At 67.6% G+C, this 24,011-nt stretch carries 21 protein-coding genes; 13 read left to right on the forward strand and 8 right to left on the reverse strand.

Features of this window, described 5'->3' with window-relative positions; translation table 11 throughout:
• Positions 1-119: 119 nt before the first annotated feature.
• The 5 genes from egtD to UCD39_RS01585 form a co-directional block, all read right to left on the reverse strand.
• Positions 120-1,088, reverse strand: coding sequence for an L-histidine N(alpha)-methyltransferase (egtD, locus tag UCD39_RS01565; protein WP_330494387.1), 969 nt, complete (start codon positions 1,086-1,088; stop codon positions 120-122).
• Positions 1,085-2,413 carry an ergothioneine biosynthesis protein EgtB gene (gene egtB / locus UCD39_RS01570; protein WP_330494388.1) on the reverse strand — a complete coding sequence of 443 codons (1,329 nt, stop codon included), beginning with the start codon at positions 2,411-2,413 and terminating at the stop codon, positions 1,085-1,087. Before egtB ends, egtD begins: the two co-directional genes overlap by 4 nt.
• A gap of 237 nt (positions 2,414-2,650) precedes the next feature.
• Entirely contained in the window at positions 2,651-2,908 is a 258-nt protein-coding gene (locus tag UCD39_RS01575) for a hypothetical protein (protein WP_145735028.1), read from the reverse strand.
• Positions 2,909-3,023: 115 nt separating this feature from the next.
• The gene (locus UCD39_RS01580) at positions 3,024-3,299 is read right to left on the reverse strand and encodes a hypothetical protein (RefSeq protein ID WP_330494389.1); all 276 of its coding nucleotides are present in this window, start codon (positions 3,297-3,299) and stop codon (positions 3,024-3,026) included.
• Positions 3,300-3,354: 55 nt separating this feature from the next.
• Positions 3,355-3,510 carry a DUF3309 family protein gene (locus UCD39_RS01585; RefSeq protein ID WP_145735030.1) on the reverse strand — a complete coding sequence of 52 codons (156 nt, stop codon included), beginning with the start codon at positions 3,508-3,510 and terminating at the stop codon, positions 3,355-3,357.
• 187 nt (positions 3,511-3,697) lie between these two features.
• On the opposite strand from UCD39_RS01585, the gene UCD39_RS01590 reads away from it, so the two are divergent.
• The 12 genes from UCD39_RS01590 to UCD39_RS01645 all read left to right on the forward strand — a co-directional run bounded on the left by UCD39_RS01590 (position 3,698) and on the right by UCD39_RS01645 (position 18,399).
• Entirely contained in the window at positions 3,698-3,889 is a 192-nt protein-coding gene (locus UCD39_RS01590) for a DUF3008 family protein (protein ID WP_330494390.1), read from the forward strand.
• 62 nt (positions 3,890-3,951) lie between these two features.
• Entirely contained in the window at positions 3,952-4,362 is a 411-nt protein-coding gene (locus tag UCD39_RS01595; RefSeq protein ID WP_330494391.1) for a hypothetical protein, read from the forward strand.
• A gap of 73 nt (positions 4,363-4,435) precedes the next feature.
• Positions 4,436-4,684, forward strand: coding sequence for a hypothetical protein (locus UCD39_RS01600; RefSeq protein ID WP_330494392.1), 249 nt, complete (start codon positions 4,436-4,438; stop codon positions 4,682-4,684).
• On the forward strand, positions 4,681-6,102 hold the full coding sequence (locus UCD39_RS01605; RefSeq protein WP_330494393.1) for a TolC family protein: 1,422 nt from the start codon (positions 4,681-4,683) through the stop codon (positions 6,100-6,102). The genes UCD39_RS01600 and UCD39_RS01605 overlap by 4 nt, the downstream gene beginning before the upstream one ends.
• On the forward strand, positions 6,099-7,457 hold the full coding sequence (locus UCD39_RS01610; RefSeq protein WP_330494394.1) for a multicopper oxidase family protein: 1,359 nt from the start codon (positions 6,099-6,101) through the stop codon (positions 7,455-7,457). The genes UCD39_RS01605 and UCD39_RS01610 overlap by 4 nt, the downstream gene beginning before the upstream one ends.
• An 81-nt stretch (positions 7,458-7,538) precedes the next feature.
• Positions 7,539-8,969, forward strand: a complete 1,431-nt coding sequence (locus UCD39_RS01615) for an MFS transporter (RefSeq protein WP_330494395.1) — start codon at positions 7,539-7,541, stop codon at positions 8,967-8,969.
• 96 nt (positions 8,970-9,065) lie between these two features.
• Positions 9,066-10,778, forward strand: a complete 1,713-nt coding sequence (locus tag UCD39_RS01620) for a flavin monoamine oxidase family protein (protein ID WP_330494396.1) — start codon at positions 9,066-9,068, stop codon at positions 10,776-10,778.
• Positions 10,779-10,861: 83 nt separating this feature from the next.
• Positions 10,862-12,580, forward strand: coding sequence for an alpha-keto acid decarboxylase family protein (locus UCD39_RS01625; RefSeq protein ID WP_330494397.1), 1,719 nt, complete (start codon positions 10,862-10,864; stop codon positions 12,578-12,580).
• A gap of 191 nt (positions 12,581-12,771) precedes the next feature.
• Complete coding sequence (locus UCD39_RS01630; protein ID WP_330494398.1) at positions 12,772-14,181, forward strand: glycoside hydrolase family 53 protein; 1,410 nt, start codon at positions 12,772-12,774, stop codon at positions 14,179-14,181.
• Entirely contained in the window at positions 14,181-16,532 is a 2,352-nt protein-coding gene (locus UCD39_RS01635) for a glycoside hydrolase family 2 TIM barrel-domain containing protein (protein WP_330494399.1), read from the forward strand. The genes UCD39_RS01630 and UCD39_RS01635 overlap by 1 nt, the downstream gene beginning before the upstream one ends.
• A gap of 67 nt (positions 16,533-16,599) precedes the next feature.
• A complete protein-coding gene (locus UCD39_RS01640) occupies positions 16,600-16,905 on the forward strand; it encodes an NIPSNAP family protein (RefSeq protein WP_330494400.1) in 306 nt (101 codons plus the stop codon).
• A 177-nt stretch (positions 16,906-17,082) separates the two neighbouring features.
• Entirely contained in the window at positions 17,083-18,399 is a 1,317-nt protein-coding gene (locus UCD39_RS01645) for an IS5 family transposase (RefSeq protein ID WP_330494401.1), read from the forward strand.
• A 140-nt stretch (positions 18,400-18,539) separates the two neighbouring features.
• Here the strand turns inward: UCD39_RS01645 and UCD39_RS01650 are convergent, their stop codons facing one another.
• Together UCD39_RS01650 and UCD39_RS01655 are read right to left on the reverse strand one after the other, a co-directional pair.
• Positions 18,540-21,167, reverse strand: a complete 2,628-nt coding sequence (locus tag UCD39_RS01650) for a TonB-dependent receptor (protein ID WP_330494402.1) — start codon at positions 21,165-21,167, stop codon at positions 18,540-18,542.
• A gap of 333 nt (positions 21,168-21,500) precedes the next feature.
• Complete coding sequence (locus tag UCD39_RS01655; RefSeq protein WP_330494403.1) at positions 21,501-22,445, reverse strand: NAD-dependent epimerase/dehydratase family protein; 945 nt, start codon at positions 22,443-22,445, stop codon at positions 21,501-21,503.
• A gap of 260 nt (positions 22,446-22,705) precedes the next feature.
• On the opposite strand from UCD39_RS01655, the gene UCD39_RS01660 reads away from it, so the two are divergent.
• A complete protein-coding gene (locus UCD39_RS01660; protein WP_330494404.1) occupies positions 22,706-23,356 on the forward strand; it encodes a TetR/AcrR family transcriptional regulator in 651 nt (216 codons plus the stop codon).
• Here the strand turns inward: UCD39_RS01660 and alkB are convergent.
• Positions 23,351-24,004, reverse strand: a complete 654-nt coding sequence (gene alkB, locus UCD39_RS01665; protein ID WP_330494405.1) for a DNA oxidative demethylase AlkB — start codon at positions 24,002-24,004, stop codon at positions 23,351-23,353. The genes UCD39_RS01660 and alkB overlap by 6 nt on opposite strands.
• Positions 24,005-24,011: the final 7 nt, after the last annotated feature.

The following is a 24,011-nucleotide window of genomic DNA, read 5'->3' on the forward strand; positions in this document are numbered from 1 at the left end:
TCGCCCCGCGCGATCGGGGACCGGTACCGCCCAATCTCATCGCTTATCCTTCCAGGCTGTTCACTCCCGGACCGGAGCTTCGTTGGCGGAAGCGCCTTTGTCCACCGGTTCCCTTAACCTTATGGCGCCGACAGCCAGTGCAGGCTGAACAGTCCCTCCGCATCCACCCAGACCTTGGTGGGCTCGAACCCGGCGGCCCGCGCCATGTTCTGGAAGGTGGCGGGCGACAGTTTGTAGGAATCCTCGATGTGGATGCGTTCGCCGGCGCGGAAGTGGAAGAAGCGGCCGGCCACGGCGGCCCGCTGTTCCCGCTGGCTGATCAGGAAGATCTCGATCTTCGACTGGTCCTCGTTGAAATAGGCGTAATGGCGGAAGCCCGACAAGTCGAAGGTGCCGCCCAGCTCGCGGTTGATGCGGGCCAGCAGGTTCAGCGAGAAGGCGGCGGTGACGCCGGCGCTGTCGTTATAGGCGGCCTCCACCACGGAAATGTCCTTGGGGATGTCCACGCCCACCAGCATGGCGCCGCCCGGCAGCAGATGGGCGCAGCGGGCCAGGAAGGCGGTGGCCGCCACCGGCGTCAGATTGCCGATGGTGGAACCGGGGAAGAAGCCGATGCGCCGCCGCCCAATGGTCGGCAGCGACAGGGTCTGCTGGGTGTAGTCACCGCAGACGGCGGTGATCTCCACCTGCGGCATGTCCAGCGCCAGCGCCGCCGCCTCGCGGATCAACTGGTCGCGCGAAATGTCGATGGAGACGTAGGAGGCCGGACGGTCCAGGGCGTTCAGCAGCAGCCGGCTTTTGCGGCCGTCGCCGGTGCCGAATTCCACCACCTGCGCCTCCGGCCCCGCCAGGGCGGCGATCTCCCCGCCATACCGGCGCAGCATGCCCAGTTCCGTCCGGGTGGGATAATACTCCGGCAACTCGCAGATACGCTCGAACAGGGCGGCACCGGTGGCGTCGTACAGGTATTTGCAGGGGATGCGGCGGATGGGGTGCGACAGGCCCGCCAGCACATCGTCACGGAAGCTGGCCCCGGCCGGCTCAAAGTCCATGAAGCTCACACGGTCGATCACGTCCGTCACGATCATGGCGTCCTCGCAAGTCGAATGCCGGAGAATTGCCAGCGCGCGGCCGGCGGGAAGAAATTGCGATAGGTTTTGCGGATATGGCCGGCCGGGGTGGCACGCGAGCCACCGCGCAGCACCATCTGGCCGCTCATGAACTTGCCGTTGTATTCACCGATGGCGCCCTCGGGCGGGCGATAGCCGGGGTAGCCGGTGTAGGGACTGGCCGTCCATTCCCAGACGTCGCCGTAAAAGCCGGCCACGGCGCGGGGGTGGAAACTGTCGTCCACCACACGGTCGGTGCCGGGTTCCCCGGCGGCGATTTCCCACTCCGCCTCCGTCGGCAGGCGGGCGCCGGGCCAGCGGGCGGCGGCCCACCGGGCGTAGGCGTCGGCCTCGTAAAAACTAATGTGGCAGACGGGATCGTTGGGATCGACGGGGCGGACGCCGGACAGGGTGCCCACATGCCAGGCCCCTTCCTCCCCCCGCCGCCAATACAAGGGCGCCTGCCAGCCCTGGGCCTGCGCCGCCGCCCAGCCATCGGACAGCCAAAGGTCCGCCCGCCGGTAACCGCCATCCTCCATGAAGGCCAGGTAGTCGGCATTGGTCACGACCCGGTCGGCGATCTCGAATGTCTCCAGCCAGACCTTATGCCGTGGTCCTTCGTTGTCGAAGATGAAGTCCCTCCCGCCGCCGCCGCTACCAATGGCGTAAAGGCCCGACGGCATCCTCCGCCAGACGATGTCATCGACCCCGGGGGCCACCACCGGGGTGGGCGGCGGAAAGACGGGGGGCGGGAACGGGTGCGTCAGCAGCGCATGCTTGATATCGGTGATGATCAGTTCCTGATGCTGCTGCTCATGCTGCAATCCCAGTTCCAGCAGTGCCGAGGCATGGGCGTCGATGCCCCCTGACAACCATGCGTCCATCGCCTGGTCGACATGGTCACGATAGGCCATCACCTGCGCCACCGTGGGGCGGGAGAGCAGGCCGCGCGCCGCGCGGGGCCACCGCTCACCCACACCGTCGTAATAGGAATTGAAAAGGTAGCGGAACGTGGGATCGAACGGCCGGTACCCCGGCACCAACGGCGTCAACAGGAAGGTCTCGAAGAACCATGTGGTATGGGCCAGATGCCATTTGGTGGGGCTGGCGTCGGGCATGGATTGCAGCGTCTGGTCTTCCGCTGTCAGGCCCAGGGTTCGGGCCACCGTCTCCTCCCTGACGGCGCGATAGCGCGCCTGCGGGGCAGCGGGGCGGCGGTGCCCGGTGGGCGGCAGGCTTGATAGCGGCGTCGGGGCCCCGACCGATGGCGACGTGTCGGCGGGGACCGGGGCGGCGGTAGGCACGGATGTCATCCCCCTTGGTGGCGCGTTATTGATGGCCGGGCCCGTGTAGTGGGGCCCCGGGTGGCAGAATCAGCGACAGTTGACCATGGCGGCGGCCCCGAATATTGCACGCAGAGCGCGCAAACGCCCGGGACCAACGCTTCCCCAGACCAGATAGGCCCCAAACCAGACAGACGGCCCCGCCGACATAAGCGAACGGCCCCGGAATACCGGGGCCGTCGCTGAACGCTGGCAGGATCAGCGGCTGCACAGCCGCGCCAGGATGAAGCCGGCGGCACCGGCCAGGGCGATGGCCGTCAAGGGCCGCGCCGCCACGCGGGTGCTGACCTCCTGCACGGCCTGGTCGCCCTTGGCCTTGGCCAAATCCGCCGCGGCATAGGCGCCTTCCCGCACGGCGTCGTAAGCCGTGCGCCCCACCTTGCTGGCGGCGGCGGCGGTATCCGCCGCGATGTCAGAGGCCTTGCCGGTCACGTCGTCGATGCTCATGCTCGCCATGGGTTTGCTCTCCTTATCATCTCCGGGAACGGGATCCGGAAGTTGGGCCCGATGGTGGTAAACCCCATTGAGCGCCTGATGGTTCCGGCCGAATGGCTGGAATCCACCCTGGCCTTCAGCCCACCTTGGCCGGCCCACCGGGGCGGTGCAGGCCCTCCAGCGCCGACAAGGCGTCGCAGACCGCCTTCATCTGTTCCGCCGTCTGGCCGGGGGTGCCGCCGGTCATGCTTTCCTCAGACGCCACCATCAACAGCTGCAGGTCGTGCTCCCAGTGGCGCAGCAGGTTGATCTTCTGCTCCCGCGTGTATTGGTCGGACACGACGATGTCATGGGGCCGTTCAAAATGGCTGGAAACGTCGCCCAGCAGGCGACCGATGTCCTGATTTGTCATTTTGCCCTCAGGCAGCGCTTTGGACGGGAAACGGGTTGGGGGGCAGGGCCCCCGGTCACGCTCTGCCGGTCAACACCAGGACCAGCACGACGATCAGCACCAGGCCCAACAAGCCGCTGGGGCCATACCCCCAGCCGCTGCTGTAAGGCCAACTGGGCAACGCGCCGATCAGCAACAGGACCAAAATAACCAACAGGATGGTTCCGATCATGAAAGCCTCCCCAACAGGATTGCGCGGTTAGTCGCTGGTCTTCTCAACCGGGGCGGCGGTCGATTGTTCCCGCCCCGCCGCCGGAACCGCCCTGGACGAGATTTCAAAAGGGGCCTGAACTGAGGCGGAACAAAGTGACAAGGGCCTGATTTCCCATGGACATCCATCTTCCAGGAAAGGGAGCGTCATGCCCGCCAAATCCAAATCCCAGCAAAAGGCCGCCGGCGCGGCGTTGGCCGCCAAGCGGGGCGACATCAAGGAAAGCGACCTGAAGGGCGCCTCCCGCTCCATGGAAAAATCGATGAGCGAGGAGGAATTGCGCGACCTGGCTTCCACCAAGCGCAAGGGCAAGCCGGAACACGCGCGCGATAAGGGCTGAACCTCTGGGCTACCAAGCCCTTCACGCTTGCCCGCGCCGCCGAGGACGGTATAGTCGAGCGCATGATGCGGTCGTCCTTGCCCTTCCTGCTGGCGTTCCTGACCCTCGTGGCCGTGGTCACGGGCTGGTCGGGCGGTGCGTGGGCGCACGACTGCGTGCAGCATCCCCAAATGGCGGTGGCCCAGGTGTCGGTGGCGGCCCCTGACCAGGGGCACGCGCATCCCTCCGCCGTTCTGACCCATCGGGCGATCGCGGCCGCCGCGCACGATTGCCATCGGGCCGCCGATTGCTGCTGCGTCGGCGGCATGGGGGGGTGCGCCACCGCCTGCGTCGGCGCGCTGGTGCCCGCCCCCCTTCCGGACGCGGAGCGTTCCGCCGCCAAATCCGTCCTCTTGCCCTTGGGGGATACCGGCGGCGCGGGCTTGGCCCTGGCCCCGGCCTTGGGACCGCCCAGAGCGACCTCTTTCGCCTGACGCGCCGGGGTCGGTTCGGCCAACCCGGCGGCGCCCCCACGCGACCGCGGTTCCCATTTCCACGAGATTTCCCATGCCCAGAATGCTTGCGCGTGCCGCCCTGCTGGCGGCCGCCGCAGGGTGTGCGCCCATAGCGGCGCCCCCGTTGCCCTTCGGCCCGGGCCCCAGCGCGGCCGACGCCGGCGCGCCGGCGACCCCTTGGTCCCGTCCGGAGCCCCACCCCACCGCCCCCCTGTCCACCCAGCCGCCGGCGGACGCGCCCCCCATGCCCGCCATGCCGGGTATGGATCATGGCCAGCACCAGGGACGGGATACGCCATGAGCGCGCGGTCAATGAAGCGGCTGGCGGCGTTGGTAATGGCGGGCGCCCTGGCCGGCTGTGCCACCGTGCCGCCGGAGGCCGGCTTCCCCGATGTGCAGAAGCGGCTGGAGGATCGCCTGCCGCAGCGCGTGGCCTGGAACCGGGACAGCGCCGCCGACGCGGAGGCGGCGAAGGCTGTGGCCACGCTGCTGGAAAAGCCGCTGACGGCGGACGGCGCGGTGCAGGTGGCCCTGCTGAACAATCCCGGCCTGCAGGCGACCTACGAGGATTTGGGTGTGGCCCAGGCCGACCTGGTCCAGGCGGGGCTGCTGCGCAACCCGCTGCTGTCCCTGGCCAGCGAATTTCCCCTGAAGGGCCAGAACAGCGGCGCCGAGCCGCCCAAGCTGACCTTCAGCGTGGTCGCCAACTTCCTGGACCTGCTGTGGCTGCCGGCCCGGCGCAAGGTCGCGGCGGAGCGGTTCGAGCAGGTGAAGCTGACCGTCAGCGCCGAGGTGCTGGACCTGGCGGCGGAAACCCGCGCCGCCTACCTGCGGCATCGCGCGGCCCTGGAGGAGGCGCGGACCCTGGACCAGGCGCTGGAGGCGGCCCAGGCCGCCTATGACCTGATGGTCCGCCTGCACCAGGCCGGCAATGTCAGCGAGCGGCGCCTGGCCACCGAGCAGGCGGCCCTGGAGGACGTCCGGGCGGAGAGCATGAACGCCGCCGGCGAGGTCACGGCCACGCGGGAGACGCTGAACCGCCTCATGGGGCTGTGGGGGCCGCAGGCGCGGTGGAGCGTCGACGGCGACCTGCCGCCCCTGCCGCCGCGCGAGCCGGACCTGACGATGGTGGAGGCGACGGTGATCGCCGGAAACCTGAAGCTGGCGGCGGCCCGGCGGGCGACGGCGGCCAAGGCCGCTGGCCTGGGCCTGACGGATGCCAGCCGCCTGTGGACGGACGGCGAGCTGGGCGTGGGCGGGGAGCGGGAGACCGACCGCTCCCTGGTGCTGGGTCCCTCCCTGACCCTGGCCCTGCCGCTGTTCGACCAGGGCCAGCCGGCCGTGGCCAAGGCGGAGGCCGAGTACCGGCAGGAGGCGCGGCGCACCCTGCAACTGGCCGTGGACCTGCGGTCAGAGGCGCGGGAGGCGCGCGACCGCCTGGTGCGCGCCCGCGACCTGGCGGACCATTACCTGCACACGGTATTGCCCTTGCAGGACCGCTTGGTCCGCCTGGGCATGGCCGAATACAACTACATGCTGACCAGCCCGTTCGAGGTCATGGCCGCGCGCCAGGCCCGCCTGACCGCCTATCGCCGCTACATCGACGCGGTGCGCGACTATTGGCTGGCCGACGGCGACCTGATCCGCCTAGCCGGCGGCCGACAGACCATTCCCCCGTCCAACATCAAGGAAACGGCCCAGCCGGGAGGCCCGTCATGAACACCTATCTTCCCTGGGGCCGCCGCCAGTTGCTGAAGTCCGCCGCCCTGCTGGGCGGGGCCAGCGCCCTGTTGCGCGGCACGCCGGCGGCGGCGCAGGACCATGCGCATCACGCCAGCCCGGCCGCGCCGGCACCCGCCCCCCGCACCATGGGCATGGACAGGAAAGCGGTGGCGGCATCCGTCACGCCGCCGCGTCCGCCCAAGTTGGTGCCCGGCACCGACCGGCCGGCCACCATCACCCTGAACGGCAGCACCCTGCCCCATGTCCTGAAGGACGGGGTCAAGGAATTCCACCTGACGGCGCACGAGTTCGAGCAGGAGTTCGCGCCCGGCTTCAAGGTCAAGGTCTGGGGCTACAACGGCAGCAGCCCCGGCCCCACCATCGAGGCGGTGGAGGGCGACCGGGTGCGCATCCTGGTGACCAACAAGCTGCCGGAGGCCACCAGCATCCACTGGCATGGGGTACTGCTGCCCTCGGGCATGGACGGGGTCAGCGGCCTGTCAGCCCCGCCCATCCCACCGGGGGAAACCTGGGCCTATGAGTTCACCCTGCGCCAGCACGGGACCCAGATGTACCACCCGCATTACGATGAGATGGTGCAGATGGCCGTGGGCATGATGGGCATGTTCATCATCCACCCGAAGGACCCCACCGTGGGCCCGGTGGACCGCGACTACACCATGATGCTGCACGCCTGGGCCATCCACCCCGGCACCTCGCGCCCCGACCCGGCGGTGATGCTGGAGCATGACACCTGGACCATCAATGGCCGCGTCTTCCCCGCCGTGGAGCATCTGGTGGTGAAGACCGGGCAGCGGGTGCGCCTGCGCATCGGCAACGTGTCGATGCATGAGCATCCCATGCACATCCATGGCCACCACATGTGGGTGACCGGCACCGATGGCGGCATGATCCCGGAGGGCGCGCGCTGGCCGGAAACCACCATCCAGGTGCCGGTGGGCACCACCCGCACGGTGGAGTTCGTGGCCGACAACCCGGGCGACTGGGCCTTCCACTGCCACAAGAGCCATCACGCCATGAACACCATGGGCCACGACATCCCCAACTTCCTGGGCGTCAGCCAGGGGGAGGTGGCGCGGCGCCTGGGCGCCCAACTGCCCGGCTACATGCCCATGGGGGAACGGGGCATGGGCGACATGGGCCCCATGGCCGGCATGATGCCCGGCCCGGCCAACACCCCGCCCATGATGACCGGCACCGGCCCCTACGGCGGCCTGGACATGGGCGGCATGGTAACGGTGATCAAGGTGCGGGACGAGGTCGCCGCCGACTACCGCGATCCCGGCTGGTATCGGGGGCCCAAGGGCACCATGGCCTGGAAGGTGGGGTGAGCTAAACGCAGGGGACGGGGACGGAACGGCGCGCCATAGTCGGTCCCGTCCCCCTTCCCGGTTCCCGCCTGGTTCCCGTTCATGACCGACAGTCCCGCCGTCGCCCGGGGCCGCCACGCCCAAGCCGTCACCTATCTGGTGGCCGGCGCCTTTTTCATGGAACTGCTGGACGGCACGGTCATCGCCACCGCCATGCCGCAGATGGCGCGGACCTTCGGCGTGGCGCCGGTGGACATGAACATCGGCATGACGGCCTATATGCTGGCCTTGGCCGTGTTCATCCCCATCAGCGGCTGGGTGGCCGACCGGCTGGGGCCGCGCACCGTGTTCGGCGGCGCCATCGCCCTGTTCACGCTGTCGTCCCTGCTGTGCGGCCTGAGCCAAGGCCTGTGGAGCTTCACCGCCGCCCGCGTGCTGCAGGGCCTGGGCGGGGCCGCCATGGTGCCGGTGGGCCGGCTGATCATCCTGCGCATCACCGAGAAAAAGGACCTGATGCGGGCCATCGGCACCACCGTGTGGCCGGGCCTGGTGGCGCCGGTGCTGGGGCCGCCGCTGGGCGGCTTCATCGTCACCTACGCCGATTGGCCCTGGATCTTCTTCCTGAACCTGCCCCTGGGCCTGCTAGCCCTGGCCCTGACCATCGCCTGGGTGCCCAAGGAACGGCCGGCCGGCGCGCGGCCGCTGGATTTTGGCGGCTTCCTGCTGTCGGGCGCGGCGCTGGTGGCCCTGGTTTTCGGCCTGGACATGGTGGGCCAGGGGTCGCGCGCCCCCCTGCAGGCCGTGGCCGGGGTCGGTCTGGGCCTGGCGCTGGCGGTCCTGACGGTGCGCCATTGCCGCCGCCATCCCGCCCCGCTGTTCAAGCTGGACGCCCTGCGCCTGCCGACCTACGCCGTCGCCGTTTGGGGCGGGTCGGTGCAGCGCGTCGCCATCAGCACCGTGCCCTTCCTGACGCCACTGCTGTTCCAGACGGTGCTGGGCCTGAACGCCTTCCAGTCCGGCACCCTGGTGCTGTGCATCTTCGCCGGAAACCTGGCGATGAAGCTGGTCACCAGTCAGGTGCTGCGCCGCTTCGGCTTTCGCCGGGTGCTGCTGGCCAACGGGGTGTTGATGTCCCTGTCGCTGGCGGCGTGCGGCCTGTTCACGCCCGCCACGCCCAAAGCGGTGGTGGGCGTGGTGCTGTTCCTGGGCGGGCTGTTCCGCTCCATGCAGTTCACCAGCATCAGCACCATCCAGTTCGCCGACGTGCCCAAGGAGGAGGTGTCGGCCGCCAACACGCTGGCCGCCATGCTGGGGCAGCTGACCTCGGGCCTGGGTGTGGTCACGGGCGCCCTGGCGCTGAACCTGGGGGCCTTTCTCCGGGGTCATCCCCAGGGGCACGCCGACCTGATCGACTTCCGCAACGCCTTTTTCGTCATGGGCGCGGCCGTGCTGCTCAGCCTGTATGACGCCTGGAGACTGGCGCCGGACGCCGGGCGGGGCGTGAGCGGCCACACTGCTGCAAATGCCCGTTAACGAAGCATTGATTTTCACTATGCTCGCATAACGAGTATCTTCCCCCGATGGTTCGCCGGCCTCACGGTGCGGCCGGCGCCCTTGGGAGGATATCGGATGAGCAAAATCCTGGACGTGGCGGTGATCGGCGGCGGTGTCGCCGGCACCTACTGCGCCTGGCGCCTGACGGGGCCGCAGGGCCTGAAGGAAGGCCAGCGGCGCGTGGCCCTGTTCGAATACAGCGACCGCATCGGCGGCCGGCTGTACACCAAGACCTTTCCCGGCATGCCCAATGTGGCGGCCGAGCTGGGCGGCATGCGCTACATCGTGCCGGAGAAGGACGACCCCACCTCCAACCAGCCCATGGTCAGCAACCTGATCGAGGCGCTGGACCTGCCCAGCCATGTCTTCCTCATGGGCAACCCCGAGAAGGGCGCCGATGGCCAGCCCATCGGCGAGAAGGAGAACATCCTGTACCTGCGGGGCAAGCACCTGCTGGTCAAGCAGCAGTCCGACCCCGCCCAGGTGCCCTACAACCTCAGCTGGAACGAACGCGGCAAGACGGTGAACGACCTGCAGGTCTTCGCCATGAACCTGCTGGTGCCCAACAACCAGAACCTGAGCCTGGAACAGTGGATGGAGACGCGGGTCTACGGCCACCCGCTGTACACCTACGGCTTCTGGAACCTGATGTCGCAGACCCTGAGTTCCGAGGCCTACCAGTTCATGAAGGACGCCGGCGGCTATGACGCCAACGTCGCCAACGCCAACGCGGTGGCGCAGCTGCCGGCCACGGAATACGCCAACACCGACGGCTTCCGCGCCATCACCGGCGGCTATCAGCGCCTGCCCCTGACCCTGGCGGAGCAGGCGGCCGAGCAGGGCGCCGAAATCCACATGAACCGGCGCCTGGCCAAGATCGAGAAGGACGCCGACGGCCATTACAAGCTGACCTTCATCGTCACCGAAACCCGCGTGGTCGACACCGATTTCGGCGGCGTGCATGAGGAGACCAAGGACAAGGAGGGGGTGCCGCCGGAAATCGTGCATGCCCGCGACATCATCCTGGGCCTGCCCCGCCGCTCCCTGGAACTGATCGACTGGGAGGGGTGGGATCAGAAGGGCGTGAAGGAGATGCTGTCCAGCGTCCTGATCCAGGACGCCTTCAAGTTGCTGCTGGCCTATGATTATCCGTGGTGGCGGGCCATGAACCTGGTGGCGGGCCGGTCCATCACCGACCTGCCTGTGCGCCAGATCTATTATTTCGGCACGGAAGAGGACCAGCCGGGCGGGGAGAAGGGCAACACCCGTTCGCTGCTGATGGCGTCCTACAACGACATCACCACCGTCCCCTTCTGGAAGGGCCTGGAGCACGGCCCGCCTTTCGTCGGCCGCCGCCCGAAGAACGTGACGCCGCTGGCCAAGGAAGAAGCGGCCGCCACCGGCGACGATCAGCGCGTGGTGCCCCTGGCGGAGTGCATCGCCACCGACGCCATGGTGTCCAGCGCCCACCGCCAGATCCTGGAGGTCCATGGCCTAGTGGACGTGGACCAGCCCTATTCCGCCATCTACCACGACTGGTCGGGCGACCCCTACGGCGGCGGCTGGCACGAATGGAAGGCCGGCTTCCGCTACAACCTGCTGATGCCCAAGATCCGCCAGCCGCTGGCGGCGGAGAAGGTCTACATCTGCGGCGAGGCCTATTCCAACAACCAGGGCTGGGTCGAGGGCTGCCTGCAAACGGCGGAGCATGTCCTGCGCGACAAGTTCCACCTGCCCTGGCCGGAGTACCTGACGGGCCTGCCGCCGGAAAAGATCCTGGGACCCTGATCCCCTTCTCCACCCCTGTCGAGCGGGCCGGCGGCGCCATCGGCCCCGGCCCCATCCCCGTCTTTTGCCCGAGGGCGTGAGCCATGAACCCCTTACCCGATTATTTCACCGTCAGTGACTACCTCATCCAGCGCCTCTATGAGGTGGGGTTGCGCGACGTGTTCACCGTACCAGGCGACTATGTCGCCCGCTGGTTCGATTACATCGACGACCCGGCCCGCAACCCGGATACGCCCCTGACGCGCCTGGGCTGCCGATCGGAGCTGGAGGCCGGCTATGCCGCCGACGCCTACGCCCGCCTGCGGGGCGTGGGATGCGCCGCCGTCACCTATGGCGTGGGCGCCTTCTCCTTGGTCAATCCGGTGGCGGGATCCTATGTGGAGCGGCTGCCGGTGGTCGCTATCTCCGGCAGCCCCGGCACCGCCGCCACCGACCGGCCCTTCGCCCGCACCTACAAGATCCTGCTGCATCACGCCACCGGCAACTACCGCGCCGACCGCGACGCCTACCAGCACATCACCGTGGCCGCGGAGATCATCCGCGACGCGGCGCACGCCCCGGCGGAGATCGACCGCGCCTTGGGCCTGGCGCTGGCCTACAAGCGGCCCGTCTACCTGGAACTGTGGCGCAATCTGTGGGATGCGGAGTGTGCCCGCCCACAGGGTCCGCTGGCGGTGCCCAAACTGCCGCGTGACGAAGCGGCCATAACCCAGGCGGCGGCGGCCGCCGCCGCCCACATCACCGCCGCCGAAAGGCCCCTGTTCTGGGCTGGCATCGAGCTGCAGCGCTATGGCTTGCAAGACGCCTTCCGGGACCTGCGCGTCCAGACCGGCCTGCCCTACGTCACCAGCCTGCTGGCCAAGAGTGTGCTGGCGGAAACGACGGAGGGCTTCGTCGGCACCTATACCGGGCCCTCATCCACCTATACGACCTATCAGACGGTGAAGGACGCCGACCTGCTGGTGGTGACCGGCGACCTGATCACCGATGATTACGAAGAGATCATGGAGGCCGATTTCGACACCATGATCGTGGCCTATGACAACAGCGTGCGCATCGGCGCCGCCACCTACAGCAGCGTGCCGCTGGCCGATTTCCTGGCGGCCCTGGCCACCGCCCTGGCGGACCAGCCGGCGCGCCAACCCTGGGCCACCAAGGGCCCCGCCACCATCGACCCGGACTACAGGCCCTTCCCGCCCGATCTCATCACCTATGCCCGCTTCTTCCAGCGCATGGAGACATGGGTGGAGGCCGACATGACCCTGGTGCCGGACGAAAGCAGCAGCATGTATGTCAGCTGCAACATCCCGGTGAACCGCGCCAACGGCTTCGTCAGCCAGGCGGCCTGGGGCGCCATCGGCTATGCCTCGGCCGCCGGCTTCGGCCTGTCGGTGGCCGATCCCAGCGCCCGACCGGTGGTGTTCGCCGGCGACGGCGGCTTCCAGATGGTGGCGCAGACCATCTCCAGCATGGCGCATTACGGCCGCAACCCGGTCGTCTTCATCATGGAGAACGCCATCTATGGCATCGAGCAGGCGCTGACCAATTCGGCGACCTACACCGATGACCAGCCCTTCAACGCCTACAACAAAATCCCAAAGTGGGAGTATGCGGAGTTCGCCCGCGCCCTGGGCGCCAAGGCCTCCCGCGTCACCACGCTGGAGCATCTGGAACAGGCGCTGGCGGACGTGAAGGCCGACCCGGACCATGTCTGGCTGGTGCAGGTGGTGCTACCGGAACGGGACATCCCGTCGGAAATCCTGCGCCTGGCCAGCGGCGCACCGCCCACCCCGGCCGAGTGACCGTTCCGGTCGGGGCCGTGGCGGGTGCGGCCCGTGATTGAGAACGGGGTGGGCGGCAACGCCCACCCCGTCCTTGTCACGGCCGGGACGGTTGACAGCACGATCTTATTTATATGATAAAAAGGGCGCTCGCGCCCCGGCCGGGCCTGAGAAGAACGCGCCCCTGGGAGGGGGGTTCCCGAAGCCCGGAAGTGAGGCTGTCCTTGTCCCTGCACCTGTCCCGCCTGATGCCGCCGGCCGCCGCCGCCCTGGCCACCCTGTTGCTGTCATCGGCCGCCGCCTTCGCCGCGGCACCACCGCCCTACCTGGGCGCCGACCTGTCCTTCGCCAATGAGATGGCCGATTGCGGCGCCGTCTACACCGACAACGGCCAGACGGCCAATCCCTTCCAGATATTGCGCCACCATGGCGGCACCTTGGCCCGCATCCGCCTGTGGAACAGCCCGGACTGGACCCGCTACAGCACCCTGGACGATGTGAAGAAAAGCATCCGCCTGGCGCATGAGGCCGGCCTGCGGGTGCTGCTGGATTTCCACTACGCCGATGACTGGGCCGATGGCGACAACCAGCCCATCCCCAAGGCGTGGGCGGGATTGGACCAGGCGCGGTTGGTCCAGGCGGTCCATGATTTCACCCGCGACACCCTGGCGACCCTGGCCGCCGACGGCCTGACACCCGACATGGTGCAGGTGGGTAACGAGACCAATGGCGACATCCTGCGGGCACCGAAGACGGAGGGCAAACCCATCCGCTGGGCCCGCAACGCCGCCCTGCTGAACGCCGGCATCCAAGCGGTGCGCGAGACGGCGGCCGCCACCGGCCACCCCATCCAGATCATGCTGCATGTGGCGCAGCCGGAGAACCTCGAGGCGTGGTTCGCGGATGCCGAGGCCGCCGGGGTCACCGACTTCGACATCATCGGCTTCAGCTATTACCGCAAATGGTCGCGTCAGCCGATGGCGGTCATGGGCCGCACCGTCAACCGCCTGGCCGCCCGCTTCAACAAGCGGGTGCTGCTGGTGGAAACCGCCTATCCCTGGACCTTGGAACCCAGCAGCGCGTCGCCCAGCGTGCTCGGGGAGGACAGCCTGGATCCCGCCTATCCGGCCACGCCGGCGGGGCAGCGGGCCTATCTGCTGGATGTCACCCGCACCACGCTGGCCAATGGTGGCATCGGCGTGGTCTATTGGGCGCCCGACTGGGTGGCCACCCGGTGCCGCACCCGCTGGGGCGAAGGCACCACCTGGGGCAACGCCGCCCTGTTCGGCTATGGCGCCCGGCACGCCGCGTTGCCCGGCTGGGATTATGTCGGCGCGACCTACCCCACGCCGGTGCCGGTCACCTTCCGCCTGAGCGTACCGGCCGGCGCCACGCCCTATTTCTGGGCGGACTTCCTGGACAATGGCGCCGGCAGCTTCCCGGTCAGCGCCAAGGACGGCCAGGTGGACATCCACGCCGCCGTGATGCCGGGCACGACCATCCATTACCAGTTGTTCGACGGGCCGGGGTTTGATCACCCCTTGCTGCCGGCCACGACGGAGGGCGTCGCCGCCCGCACCGTCACCGCCGCCACGACCCTTACCGCGAAAGCCGGCCGTTGATGTTGAAGACCCCCCTCCTGAGCTTGGCCGCCCTGTTGGCCAGTTCCGTCTCCGCCCTGGCCACCGACATCGCCTTTAACGACGGCTGGCAATTCCACCGCGTGGAAAGCGGCCCCGCCCTCGGCCGTGACGCCCTGCCCCAAGCGGGCTGGACATGGGAGGCCGTGCGCCTGCCCCATACCGCGCACCTGGAGGCACGCATCATCCAGTCGGCCGGTCGGCCGCAATGGCAGGGCGATGCCTTCTACGTGAAGCGCTTCAAGACCGACCCGGCCTGGCAGGGGCAGCGGGTGACCCTGCGGTTCGAGGCCGCGATGAACGTGGCCGACATCTGGCTGAATGGCCGCCACCTGACCACCCATCTGGGCGGCTTCCTGCCCTTCACCCTGGACCTGACGGACGGGCTGAAGGCGGACGGCGAGAACGAAGTGGTGGTGCATCTGGACAACCGCGACAACGCGGTGACGGGCCCGAAGCCCCTGAAGGACCTGGACTTCAACACCTATGGCGGCCTGTACCGGGGCGCCACGCTCAGCGTGCGCGGGCCCTTGCACATCACCGATGAGATGCTGGCCGACCATGTGGCCGGCGGCGGCATCGTCGTGCGGCAGACCGATGTGGACGCCGCCCGCGCCGACCTGACCGTGACGACGGAGGTGCGCAACGACAGCGCCCAGGCGCAACGAATCACCATCACCCAGCGCCTGGTGCGGGATGGCAAGACGGCGGCGTGGGGAACCAGCAGGACCGCTTCCCTGGCCCCGGGCGCCGCGCTATCCCTGCCGCAGGGTCTCTCGGTGGCCAACCCCCACCTCTGGTCCCTGGACGATCCGGCGCTGTACGACCTGGAAACGACGGTGACCGCCAACGGCAAAGCGGTGGACAGCCGCCGCACCCGCGTCGGCCTGCGCGGCATCGTCATGACCAAGGACGGGCTGTGGCTGAACGGGCGGAAAACCTTCTTGCGCGGTGTCAACCGCCACCAGGAATACCCCTATGTCGGCTATGCCTTGTCACCGGAGGCCAGCCGCCGGGAGGCCCGCCTGATCAAGGCCGCCGGGTTCGACTATGTACGCCTGTCGCACTATCCCCAGGACCCGGCCTTCATGGACACGGCGGATGAGGTGGGCCTGCTGGTGCTGGACGGCATTCCCGGCTGGCAGTACGCCCCCCAGGACCCCGCTTTCGCCGCCCAGGTGGTGCGCACCTGCCGCGACATGATCCGCCGCGACCGCAACCATGCCAGCGTGCTGGCCTGGGAATGCTCCCTGAACGAATCCCCCATGGCGGACGCGTTGGTGGATGCGCTGCACGCCACGGTGCATGAGGAGCTGCCCGGCCCCGGCGTCTACTCCGCCGGCTGGATGCCGCGCGCCTACGACATCTACCTCCAGGCCCGCCAGCACCGCCTGCCGGTAACCGGCAAGGAGGCGCCGGCCGCCGCCCCGGACAAGCCCCTGATCGTCTCCGAATACGGCGACTGGGAGTATTACGCCATGAACGCCGGCTTCCAGCAGGGCCAGTGGGGCGACCTGCTGCCCCAGGAACGCAGCAGCCGGCAAGAGCTGGGCGGACCGGAGAAGGGCCTGCTGCAACAGGCGACCAACGTGCAGGAGGCGCACAACGACAACCTCGGCCTGACTGCCGTGGGCGACGGCTATTGGGGCATGTTCGACTACAACCGCGGCTACGCTCCCGACCTGGAAACCTCGGGCGTCTACAGCATCGACCGGCTGCCCAAGCCGGCCGCCTATTTCTTCATGAGCCAGCGCGACGCCAACGCCGATGGTGGCGGCGCCATGGTCCACATATCCTCTCGCTGGACACCGGACAGCAGCCCGGCGGTGCGGGTCTACAGCAACGCCGACGCCGTGGAGCTACGTCTGAACGGCCGGCTGATCGCCCGCCAATCCCCCGACAGCAACCGCCTGTCCAGTCACTTGCGCCACCCACCCTTCACCTTCCATCTGGATCATTTCGAGCCCGGAACGCTGGAAGCGGTGGCCTATATCGGCGACCGCGCCGTCGCCCACCAGCAGGTGCGCACCCCCGGCGCGCCGCATCACCTGGAACTGTCCCTGGACACCCAGGGTGTCGCCCCCGCCCCCGGCCATAACGACGTGCTGTTCGTCCGCGCCCGCCTAGTCGACGCCGACGGCACGGCGGTTCCCACCACCGGCACCGACATTCACTTGGGCCTCAACGGCCACCTGACGCTGATGAGCCCGAACCATGTGCCAACAGAGGCTGGCACCGCCAGCTTCCTGATCCGCATCGGCGATAGCCTGAAGGGGGCGGCCGTCACTGCGGACGGCGCGGGCCTGGCGGCGGTGAGCTTGGCCGTGCGGTGAGGTGGACGGCTCGCGGGGGAGTGGTCCAAGGTAAGCCCCCTTGGACCACAGCCCAGAGCCTGCAATCGTGATCACCTGCCATGTCCGCTATGTCCTTGATCCCTACAAAGTGGCGGAATTCGAAGAGTATGCCCGCCTGTGGATTTCCTTGGTGACCCGCATGGGCGGCACCCACCACGGTTATTTCCTGCCGGCGGAAGGCGCGAACAACATCGCCTTAGCCCTGTTCAGCTTCCCCAGCCTGGCAGCCTATGAGGATTACCGCCGCCGCGCGGCCGCTGACCCCGACTGCCAGGCCGCCTTCGCCCTGGAGGCGCGCAACCGCAGCATCCTCAGCTATGAACGCAGTTTCATGCGGCCGGTGCTTGAGTAGGTCGTCGTCCGTGCATGATCGCTAACGCTTTGGCACAGTGAGTGTTTCAGCGCCCGATCAGTAATCGGATTTGCAGGAAAGCGGGGGCTCGACCTCCGCTTTCTTGCGATTTGGGGATCCCCTTTTGGGCCGTTTCGTGATTTCGATTCCCCCTGTGAACAGCGGTGGGAACAGGCCATGTCACGACCACGGGATACCCGACAGAAAGACCTTCTGCGTCCAGCCCTGGACCAGATCATCGACCTGAAGCATCCACTGGTGGTGCTGGCGGGGAAGATCGACTGGGGCTTCCTGGAACAGCGTCTGGGGGGCGTCTACAAGGGCGGCCCGGGCCAGCCGCCGCTGCCGGTCCGGCTGATGGCAGGCCTGCTGATCCTGAAGCACATGCACAATCTGTCCGACGAGGTGCTGACCGCCCGCTGGGCGGAGAACCCCTATTTCCAGTTCTTCTGCGGCGAGGAGGTCTTCCGCCACGACCTGCCTTTCGACCGGTCGTCGATGTCCCGCTGGCGCCAGCGTCTGGGCGAGGAACGGCTGGCGGCACTGATCCAGGAGAGCCTGCGGGTGGCCCAGGCCACCGGCGCTCTCAGCACCAAGGACTTGGCGCGGGTGGCGGTGGACACCACCGTCCAGCCCAAGGCCATCGAGAAGTTGGTCGCCTTCGCCAAGGACAACGGCATCACGCTGCGCCAGAGCTATCTGCGCGTGGCCAAGAAGGCCGCCATCATGGTCGGCCGCTACACCCACGCCCACCAGCACAAGCGGGCCAATCGCCAACTGAAGTTCCTGCGTACCCGCCTGGGCCGCCTCATCCGCGACATCAACCGCAAGATCGCCGCCAAGGGGGACGCCGAGGCCCCGGAACTCCTGGCCCACTATGGCCCCTTACGTGACCTGGCCATCAAGATCAGCATGCAGACCCAGCGCCAGCGCGGGCAGAAGGTCTATTCCCTCCACGCCCCCGAGGTCGAATGCATCGGCAAGGGCAAGGCCCGCGCCCCCTACGAGTTCGGTTGCAAGGTCAGCGTCGCCGTCCCCATCACCAAGCCCAAGGGAGGGCTTTTTGTCCTCCATGCCCAGGCCATCCACGGCAACCCCTTCGACGGACACACCCTCGCCAAGGCCGTCGCCGACATCAAGGCCAACACCGGGCGCGATCCAGACCGGGTCCACGTCGATAAGGGCTATCGCGGGCACGACCATCCCAACAAGTTCAAGGTCTGGATCACCGGCCAGGTCCGAAGGACAACCGCCGCCATCAAACGAGAGATGAAGCGCCGCGCCGCCATCGAGCCCATTATCGGCCACCTCAAGGCCGAACACCGCATGGGGCGGAACTATCTCAAGGGACGCAGCGGCGACCGCATCAACGCCATCCTCGCCGCCGCCGGCTTCAACTTCCACCTCCTCGTCAGGTGGCTCAAATACCTTTGGCGTGCCCTCTTCCTGGCTCTCCAAGTCCAAAGCAAAATGGCCCTGATCAGCTCCAATTGAGCCAATCAGCACCATTCTTCACAGGCGACTAGGTCACCCTTTAAGATTTACGCGAAAAAAGGCCGGGGCGATGGTGCGCCCCGGCCGGGAGGAGTAGAGAGAAAACTAGGGAAACACACTCACTGGGAACGAACGGGCGCTCAGTACTTGAACGTCACATCGAAGGAGTAGCGCTGGCCGTACTTCTCATAGCGGGCCAGACGGTCCGGCATGTTGTCGAAGTAGAGGCGCAGCGGCTCGTTCGTCAGGTTGTTGACCTGGAAGCGGAAGCCGATGTTGTCGTTCAACTGATAGGCGGCGCTAAAGTCCAGCGTGCTTTCCGCCTCCAGCGTCGTCAGCTGCGTGGCGTCCCAGCCGTAAATGGTGGTGAAACGGCTGTGGTACTTGTAGCCCAGGCGGGCCTCCACGCCGGCGTGGTTGTACCACAGGTCCACCGTCGCCGTGTGCCGGGCCAAGCCATTGGCCGCCAGCGGGTTGTTCACGGGGGCGTATTCGTGAACGTTGCTGTTCACATAAGCGTAGTTGGAATAGATGCCGAAGTTCTGCAACGGTTCCGGCAGGAAGAAGAACGGCGTCTGGAAGGTGAACTCGGCACCCCGGATGAAACCGCCGCTGCCGTTGAACGGGCTGATCATCTGGTAAGGGACGCCATTGATGTTCTGGATGGCGGTCTTATAGCCGACGTTGCTGTCCAGGTACTTGTAATAGCCGGCGACGGCGACCAGCGCTTCGGGCCGGAAGTACCACTCGTAGGACAGGTCGATCTGCTTGGCCTTGTAGGGCTGCAGCTTCGGATTGCCGCCGCTGCCCGTGGGGGTGTTGCCGGTGGTGTCCAGGCTGCGGCTGGCGCGCAACTCGTCCAGCGGCGGACGGCTGATGGCCTGCGACAGGCCCAGGCGCAGGGTCTGATCCGGCGCCACCTGGAAGTTCATGTTCAGGCTGGGCAGCGGCTCGGTATAGCTGTTGTCGACGCTGACCGGGCTGTAGGGGCCGCCATTGACGGACTGGAAGGCGCCGCTGGTGGTGTCGACATGGATGACGCGCACGCCGACATTGCCGGTGACCGGCACGCCGAACAGGTCGGTGTCATACCGCAGCTTGGCGTAGCCTTCCTCCGTCTTCTCATTGACATGCCACTGCTGTGACAGGTCCTGCGTCGCCAGGCTGCTGTTCAGCCCGCCCAGGGTCTTGTTGACCAGGCTGTCAAAATCGCCGTCCAGCAGCGCCGGCATGGTGTAGCCCGACACGGTGAAGGTGCTGAGCATGCTGGAGGGGATGGTGGTGCTGGTCGGGGTCTGCGTCCAGTTGTAAGCGCTGTACCACTTGGTGCGGTTGGCGACGCGCACGCCGAAATCGAACGCCTTCAGCACGCTGCTGTCCAGGTCGCGCGTCACGTCCAGGCGACCGGCGCCCAGGCTGTCCCGCAGATGGTCGGGACCGGTGTTGTTGCCCTGCGCCACTGACAGCTGGCCATTGGCCAGCGGGCTGCCAACGACCGACAGCGACGGCGTCACGCCGGAGCGGAAGTCGAAGGTGCTGGTGACCGGGCTGGTGCTGTCGATGTACAGCGCGTTCCAGACGTTGTCGCGGCTGGCGTAGCTGTAGGAGACGTCGCCCGTGACAGTCCACTTGTCCGCCGTCCACTTGACGTTGGTGCCGGTGTTGAAGACGGAGTTGTCCTGGTCGTAGCGGGCGATGACGTTGCGCAGATAGTTCCAGGCAACCGTACCGCCGGCGACGTCGCCGTTCTCATATTTGACGTTGCTGTAGTTGCCGGCGTTGGAATTGTCCCAGTTGCCCCAGTTCTGGAACCATTGCTGGTTCTGGTTCTCGACGATGTGGAACTTGGAATAGAAGGCGTCGATCTTGATTTCCAGGCTGTCGGTGGGCCGCAGTTGCAGCACGCCCAACGCGCCCTTGCGCAGTTCGTCGATGCGGGTGACGGCGGTCTGGGCGCCCCACGGGGTGGGATCCTTGACTCCATCGCCGTTCAGGTCGCCGGCATCGGCGCCGGAGTTGTAGCCCCAGCCCTGGATGGAGGCGTAGCCGTTCTTCTGCTGCTGCACCGTGCCGCCCAGCGCGAAGGCCACCTTGTCATTGATCTTGCCAACATAGGTGGCGCTGCCGCGGTAGCCCACGGGGCTGTAGCTGGGCAGATCGGCGGCAGCGCCATAATAGACGGCGCCGAAACGGCCGACGAACTGCGGCCCGGTGTAATCCAGCGGCTGGATGGTCTGCAGGTTGACCGTGCCGGCGATGCCGCCCGCGATCAGGTCGGCGGATTGCGCCTTGTAGACCTGCACGCCGGTCAGCAGTTCCGAAGGGTACTGCTCATAGCGGATATTACGGTCCGGCTCGCTGGACGCGACCTCGCGCCCGTCCACGGTGCCAAAGGCCAGGCGCGGCCCCAGGCCACGGATGACAGCCTGGCTTTCGTTACCCCGGTCGCGCGTGCCGTTCAGGCCGGGCAGACGCACCAGCGCCTCGGCGATGGTCACGTCGGGCAGCTGGCCGATGTCCTTGGCGGAGATGGCCTCCGACACCATGTCGGTGGTGCGCTTCTGCTCCAGCGCGTCGCGCAGGCTGGCGCGCAGGCCGGTGACGACGATTTCCTGCAGGTCATCGCTGGGCGCCGACGCGGCGCTCTGCGCCTGGGCGGAACCGGCGGCCAAGGCGGTGGCCACGGCTGCGAGGGCGACCAAGCTGACGCCCGCCCGGAAACGGGTGGCGATTGAATGCAAATAGACTCTCTGGGATTGCTTGCGCATGTCCCTCCCCCTTCATGTTTCTTGTGGCGGCGCCCGAGGGCAGACCGGCTTTTATGGGCGGGATGTTCCCGCACCCATCATGGCTCACGCCCCCAAGCGAAATTCCGTCCCACCGGAAGTGGACGTGATTGTCGCTTGGACGGACCAGCGCCAGGTCGTTTTATCATATTAATCGTCTTAATAGCCGTCAAGCCTTCCTTCGCAGAAAAGCCCCCGGCAGATTTGCAGGCTTTCGGCCAAAATGCATGGACGCGCGGGCGCGTGACGGCACCCGCGCGCCACGGCATCGGCGAACGGTGGAGGTGTCCCCGACCAGCGTGCGAAGAGAGGTTTTTAGAGCGTGGCCAAGGCGGAGGCCACCAGTGCGTCCACCGTACCATCATGGCGGAAGCCGGCGGCATCGGCCACCGGCGTCGCCAAGGGGGGATACGCGCCGAACGCGGCCTCCAAGGCCGCATCGGGGGCGTAATCGACCAAGCGGGCATCCGCCCCGGTGCGGCGGGCGATGGCGTCCACCAGCGTGCCCATGGGAACGCGCAGCGCGGGCAGGGTCACGGCGCCAGGCAGCAGCGCGCCGTCGACGGTGGCGGCGTGCAGAAGATTGTCGACGCAGCGGTCCAGCGACATGGCCCAAATGGTGGCGCCGGGCGACACCGGGCAGGTATAGGGCCGCCCCGCCGCAAGGGCATGGAATACATCGCTCATGAAGGCGGACTTCAGGCCCGAGGCCCCGCCCGGCCGGGCCAGAATGCCGGACAGGCGGATGGCCACGGGATCGACCACCCGGCGCCGGCGGTAGTCGTCCAAGGCCAATTCCACCATGCGCTTGTGCGTGCCATAGGTCATGGCCGGCTGCGGCGGCGTGGCGTCATCCACCAGCGTCGGCAGGGGATGGCCCAGGACGGCGATGGTGCTGGTGTACACCACGCGGGGTGGCGGTTCGCCCCCGCCCTTGGCGTCGGCCACAGCCTCGATCAGGGACAGCGTGCCGTCGAGGTTCACCTTGCGCGACAGCGCGGGGTCGCGCGTCGCCGCGCCACCAGGCAGGGCCGCCAAATGGAACAGCACATCAGCCCCGTCCGCCACCAATCGGGCCCGCACGGCCGGGTCCGACAGGTCGCCCGCGACCCGGGACACGCGGACATCGTCGCATATGGGCGGATCGAGGTCGGCCAACACCAGCCGCTCCACCACCCGACCGTCCAGGCCCTGAGCCAGAAGGCGGCGCGCCAGATGGCCGCCGACGAAGCCACCGGCACCGGTCAAGATGATCCTCATGGGGGCGCCCTTTCGCCACTGGTTCCGTCCGCGCCGCACGATAGCCCCAGGCGGGACCGGAGGCATAAACGATAGGATGGAGGGGAGGTATCGGTGGCGCCGAAGGATGATCCACCATCGGCGTATATCCGCGCGGTAGGCGACATCGCCATGATCTTGCCACTGTAGGAAGAGTTAATGCATCTGCCCCGGTGCGTCGGGGTCACCGCGCCATTAGTAATGGCGCCTTTTCGGGATGAACGACAGACGCGGCTAAGCAAATGGCTGAAAAGACACTAAAGCCCGGTACCGAATTATTGACGCGGGTGCGCCGGGCCTTTCTGACTTACGGCTACAGCGATCTGACCATGGTGGATCTGGCCGAGGCCTGTGGCTTCACACGCCGCGCGCTGTACCATTATTTCCGTAACAAGGAAGACGCCTTCAAGGCCAGCACCTGGCATGAGAACACCATGCTGATCCGCGCGGGGCTGGAGGCGGGGGGCCGCGTGCGCCAGGCGGGCGGCAGCGCCCTGGACATCATCACCGAGGTCATGGACGTGCGCTATGGCTACACCCGCCGCGTCCTGGCCAAGTCTCCCCACATCATCGACCTGACGGCGGAGGTGCTGAAGCGCTGCCGCGACCAGATGGTCGAGGCGGCGGCCCATTTCCAGTCCCTGCTGGAAAAGTTGCTGCGGGAACTGGAGGGGGATGGCCTGCTGTGCCTGTCGCCAGAGTTCACCCACGCCATGGCGGCGCAGACCCTGTCCGATGGCGGCCGCGCCGTGACCCAAGACCTGTCGGCCGTCCCGGATGACATGCTGACCACCCATTATCGCGCCATGTGCCGCGCCGTGCTGTACGGCTGCGCCACCCTGCCGGCTACCCTGCCGGAAAGTTCCGTCCGCTCGTCACGCGCCAGCCTATAGCGCCCGGCGCAGCGTCAGGTTCAGGCGCCGCGCGCCCAGCACCGGATGCGTCCCTTCCTTCAGCGGCAGGATTCCGTGATGGAACAGGCGCGAAGGGCCGCCCCAGACCACGACGTCGCCATGGGCCAAGGGGATGCGCCGGACGGGATCCGTGCGCTTCAGCCCGCCGAACTGGAAGATCGCGGGCAGGCCCAGGGACACCGACACGATGGGATGCCCCCTGTCCCGCTCATCTCTGTCCTGGTGCAGCGTCAGCCGCGCCCCCGGTTCATAGCGGTTGACCAGGCAGGCATCGGGTTGGAAGCCGGGATACCCCGCCTCTTCCGCCACCGCCTGGGCGAGATCGCGCAGCACGTCCGGCATCGCAGGCCAGGGCCGGCCGGTCATGGGGTCGTGGGCGGCGTAGCGGTAGCCAGCCCGGTCGGTGACCCAGCCGGCGGGGCCGCAATTGGTCATGGCGACCGACATTTCAAAGCCGCCGGGCGTCACCATGTGGCGGAAGGGGGCCACCTCCGCCACATGTTCCACAGCGGCCAGCAGCGCCGGCACCACGCCCAGCACCCGGCCGCGCAGCACCACGGCGCCCGGCCCCAGCTCTTCCCGTACCGGCGGGGGCGGTTCCAGCCCCGCCAAAAGGTCGGCCGGCATCGGTCCC

The sequence above is a fragment of the Nitrospirillum karajorum genome, from assembly GCF_036348415.1.
Classification (GTDB): Bacteria; Pseudomonadota; Alphaproteobacteria; order Azospirillales; family Azospirillaceae; genus Nitrospirillum; species Nitrospirillum amazonense_B.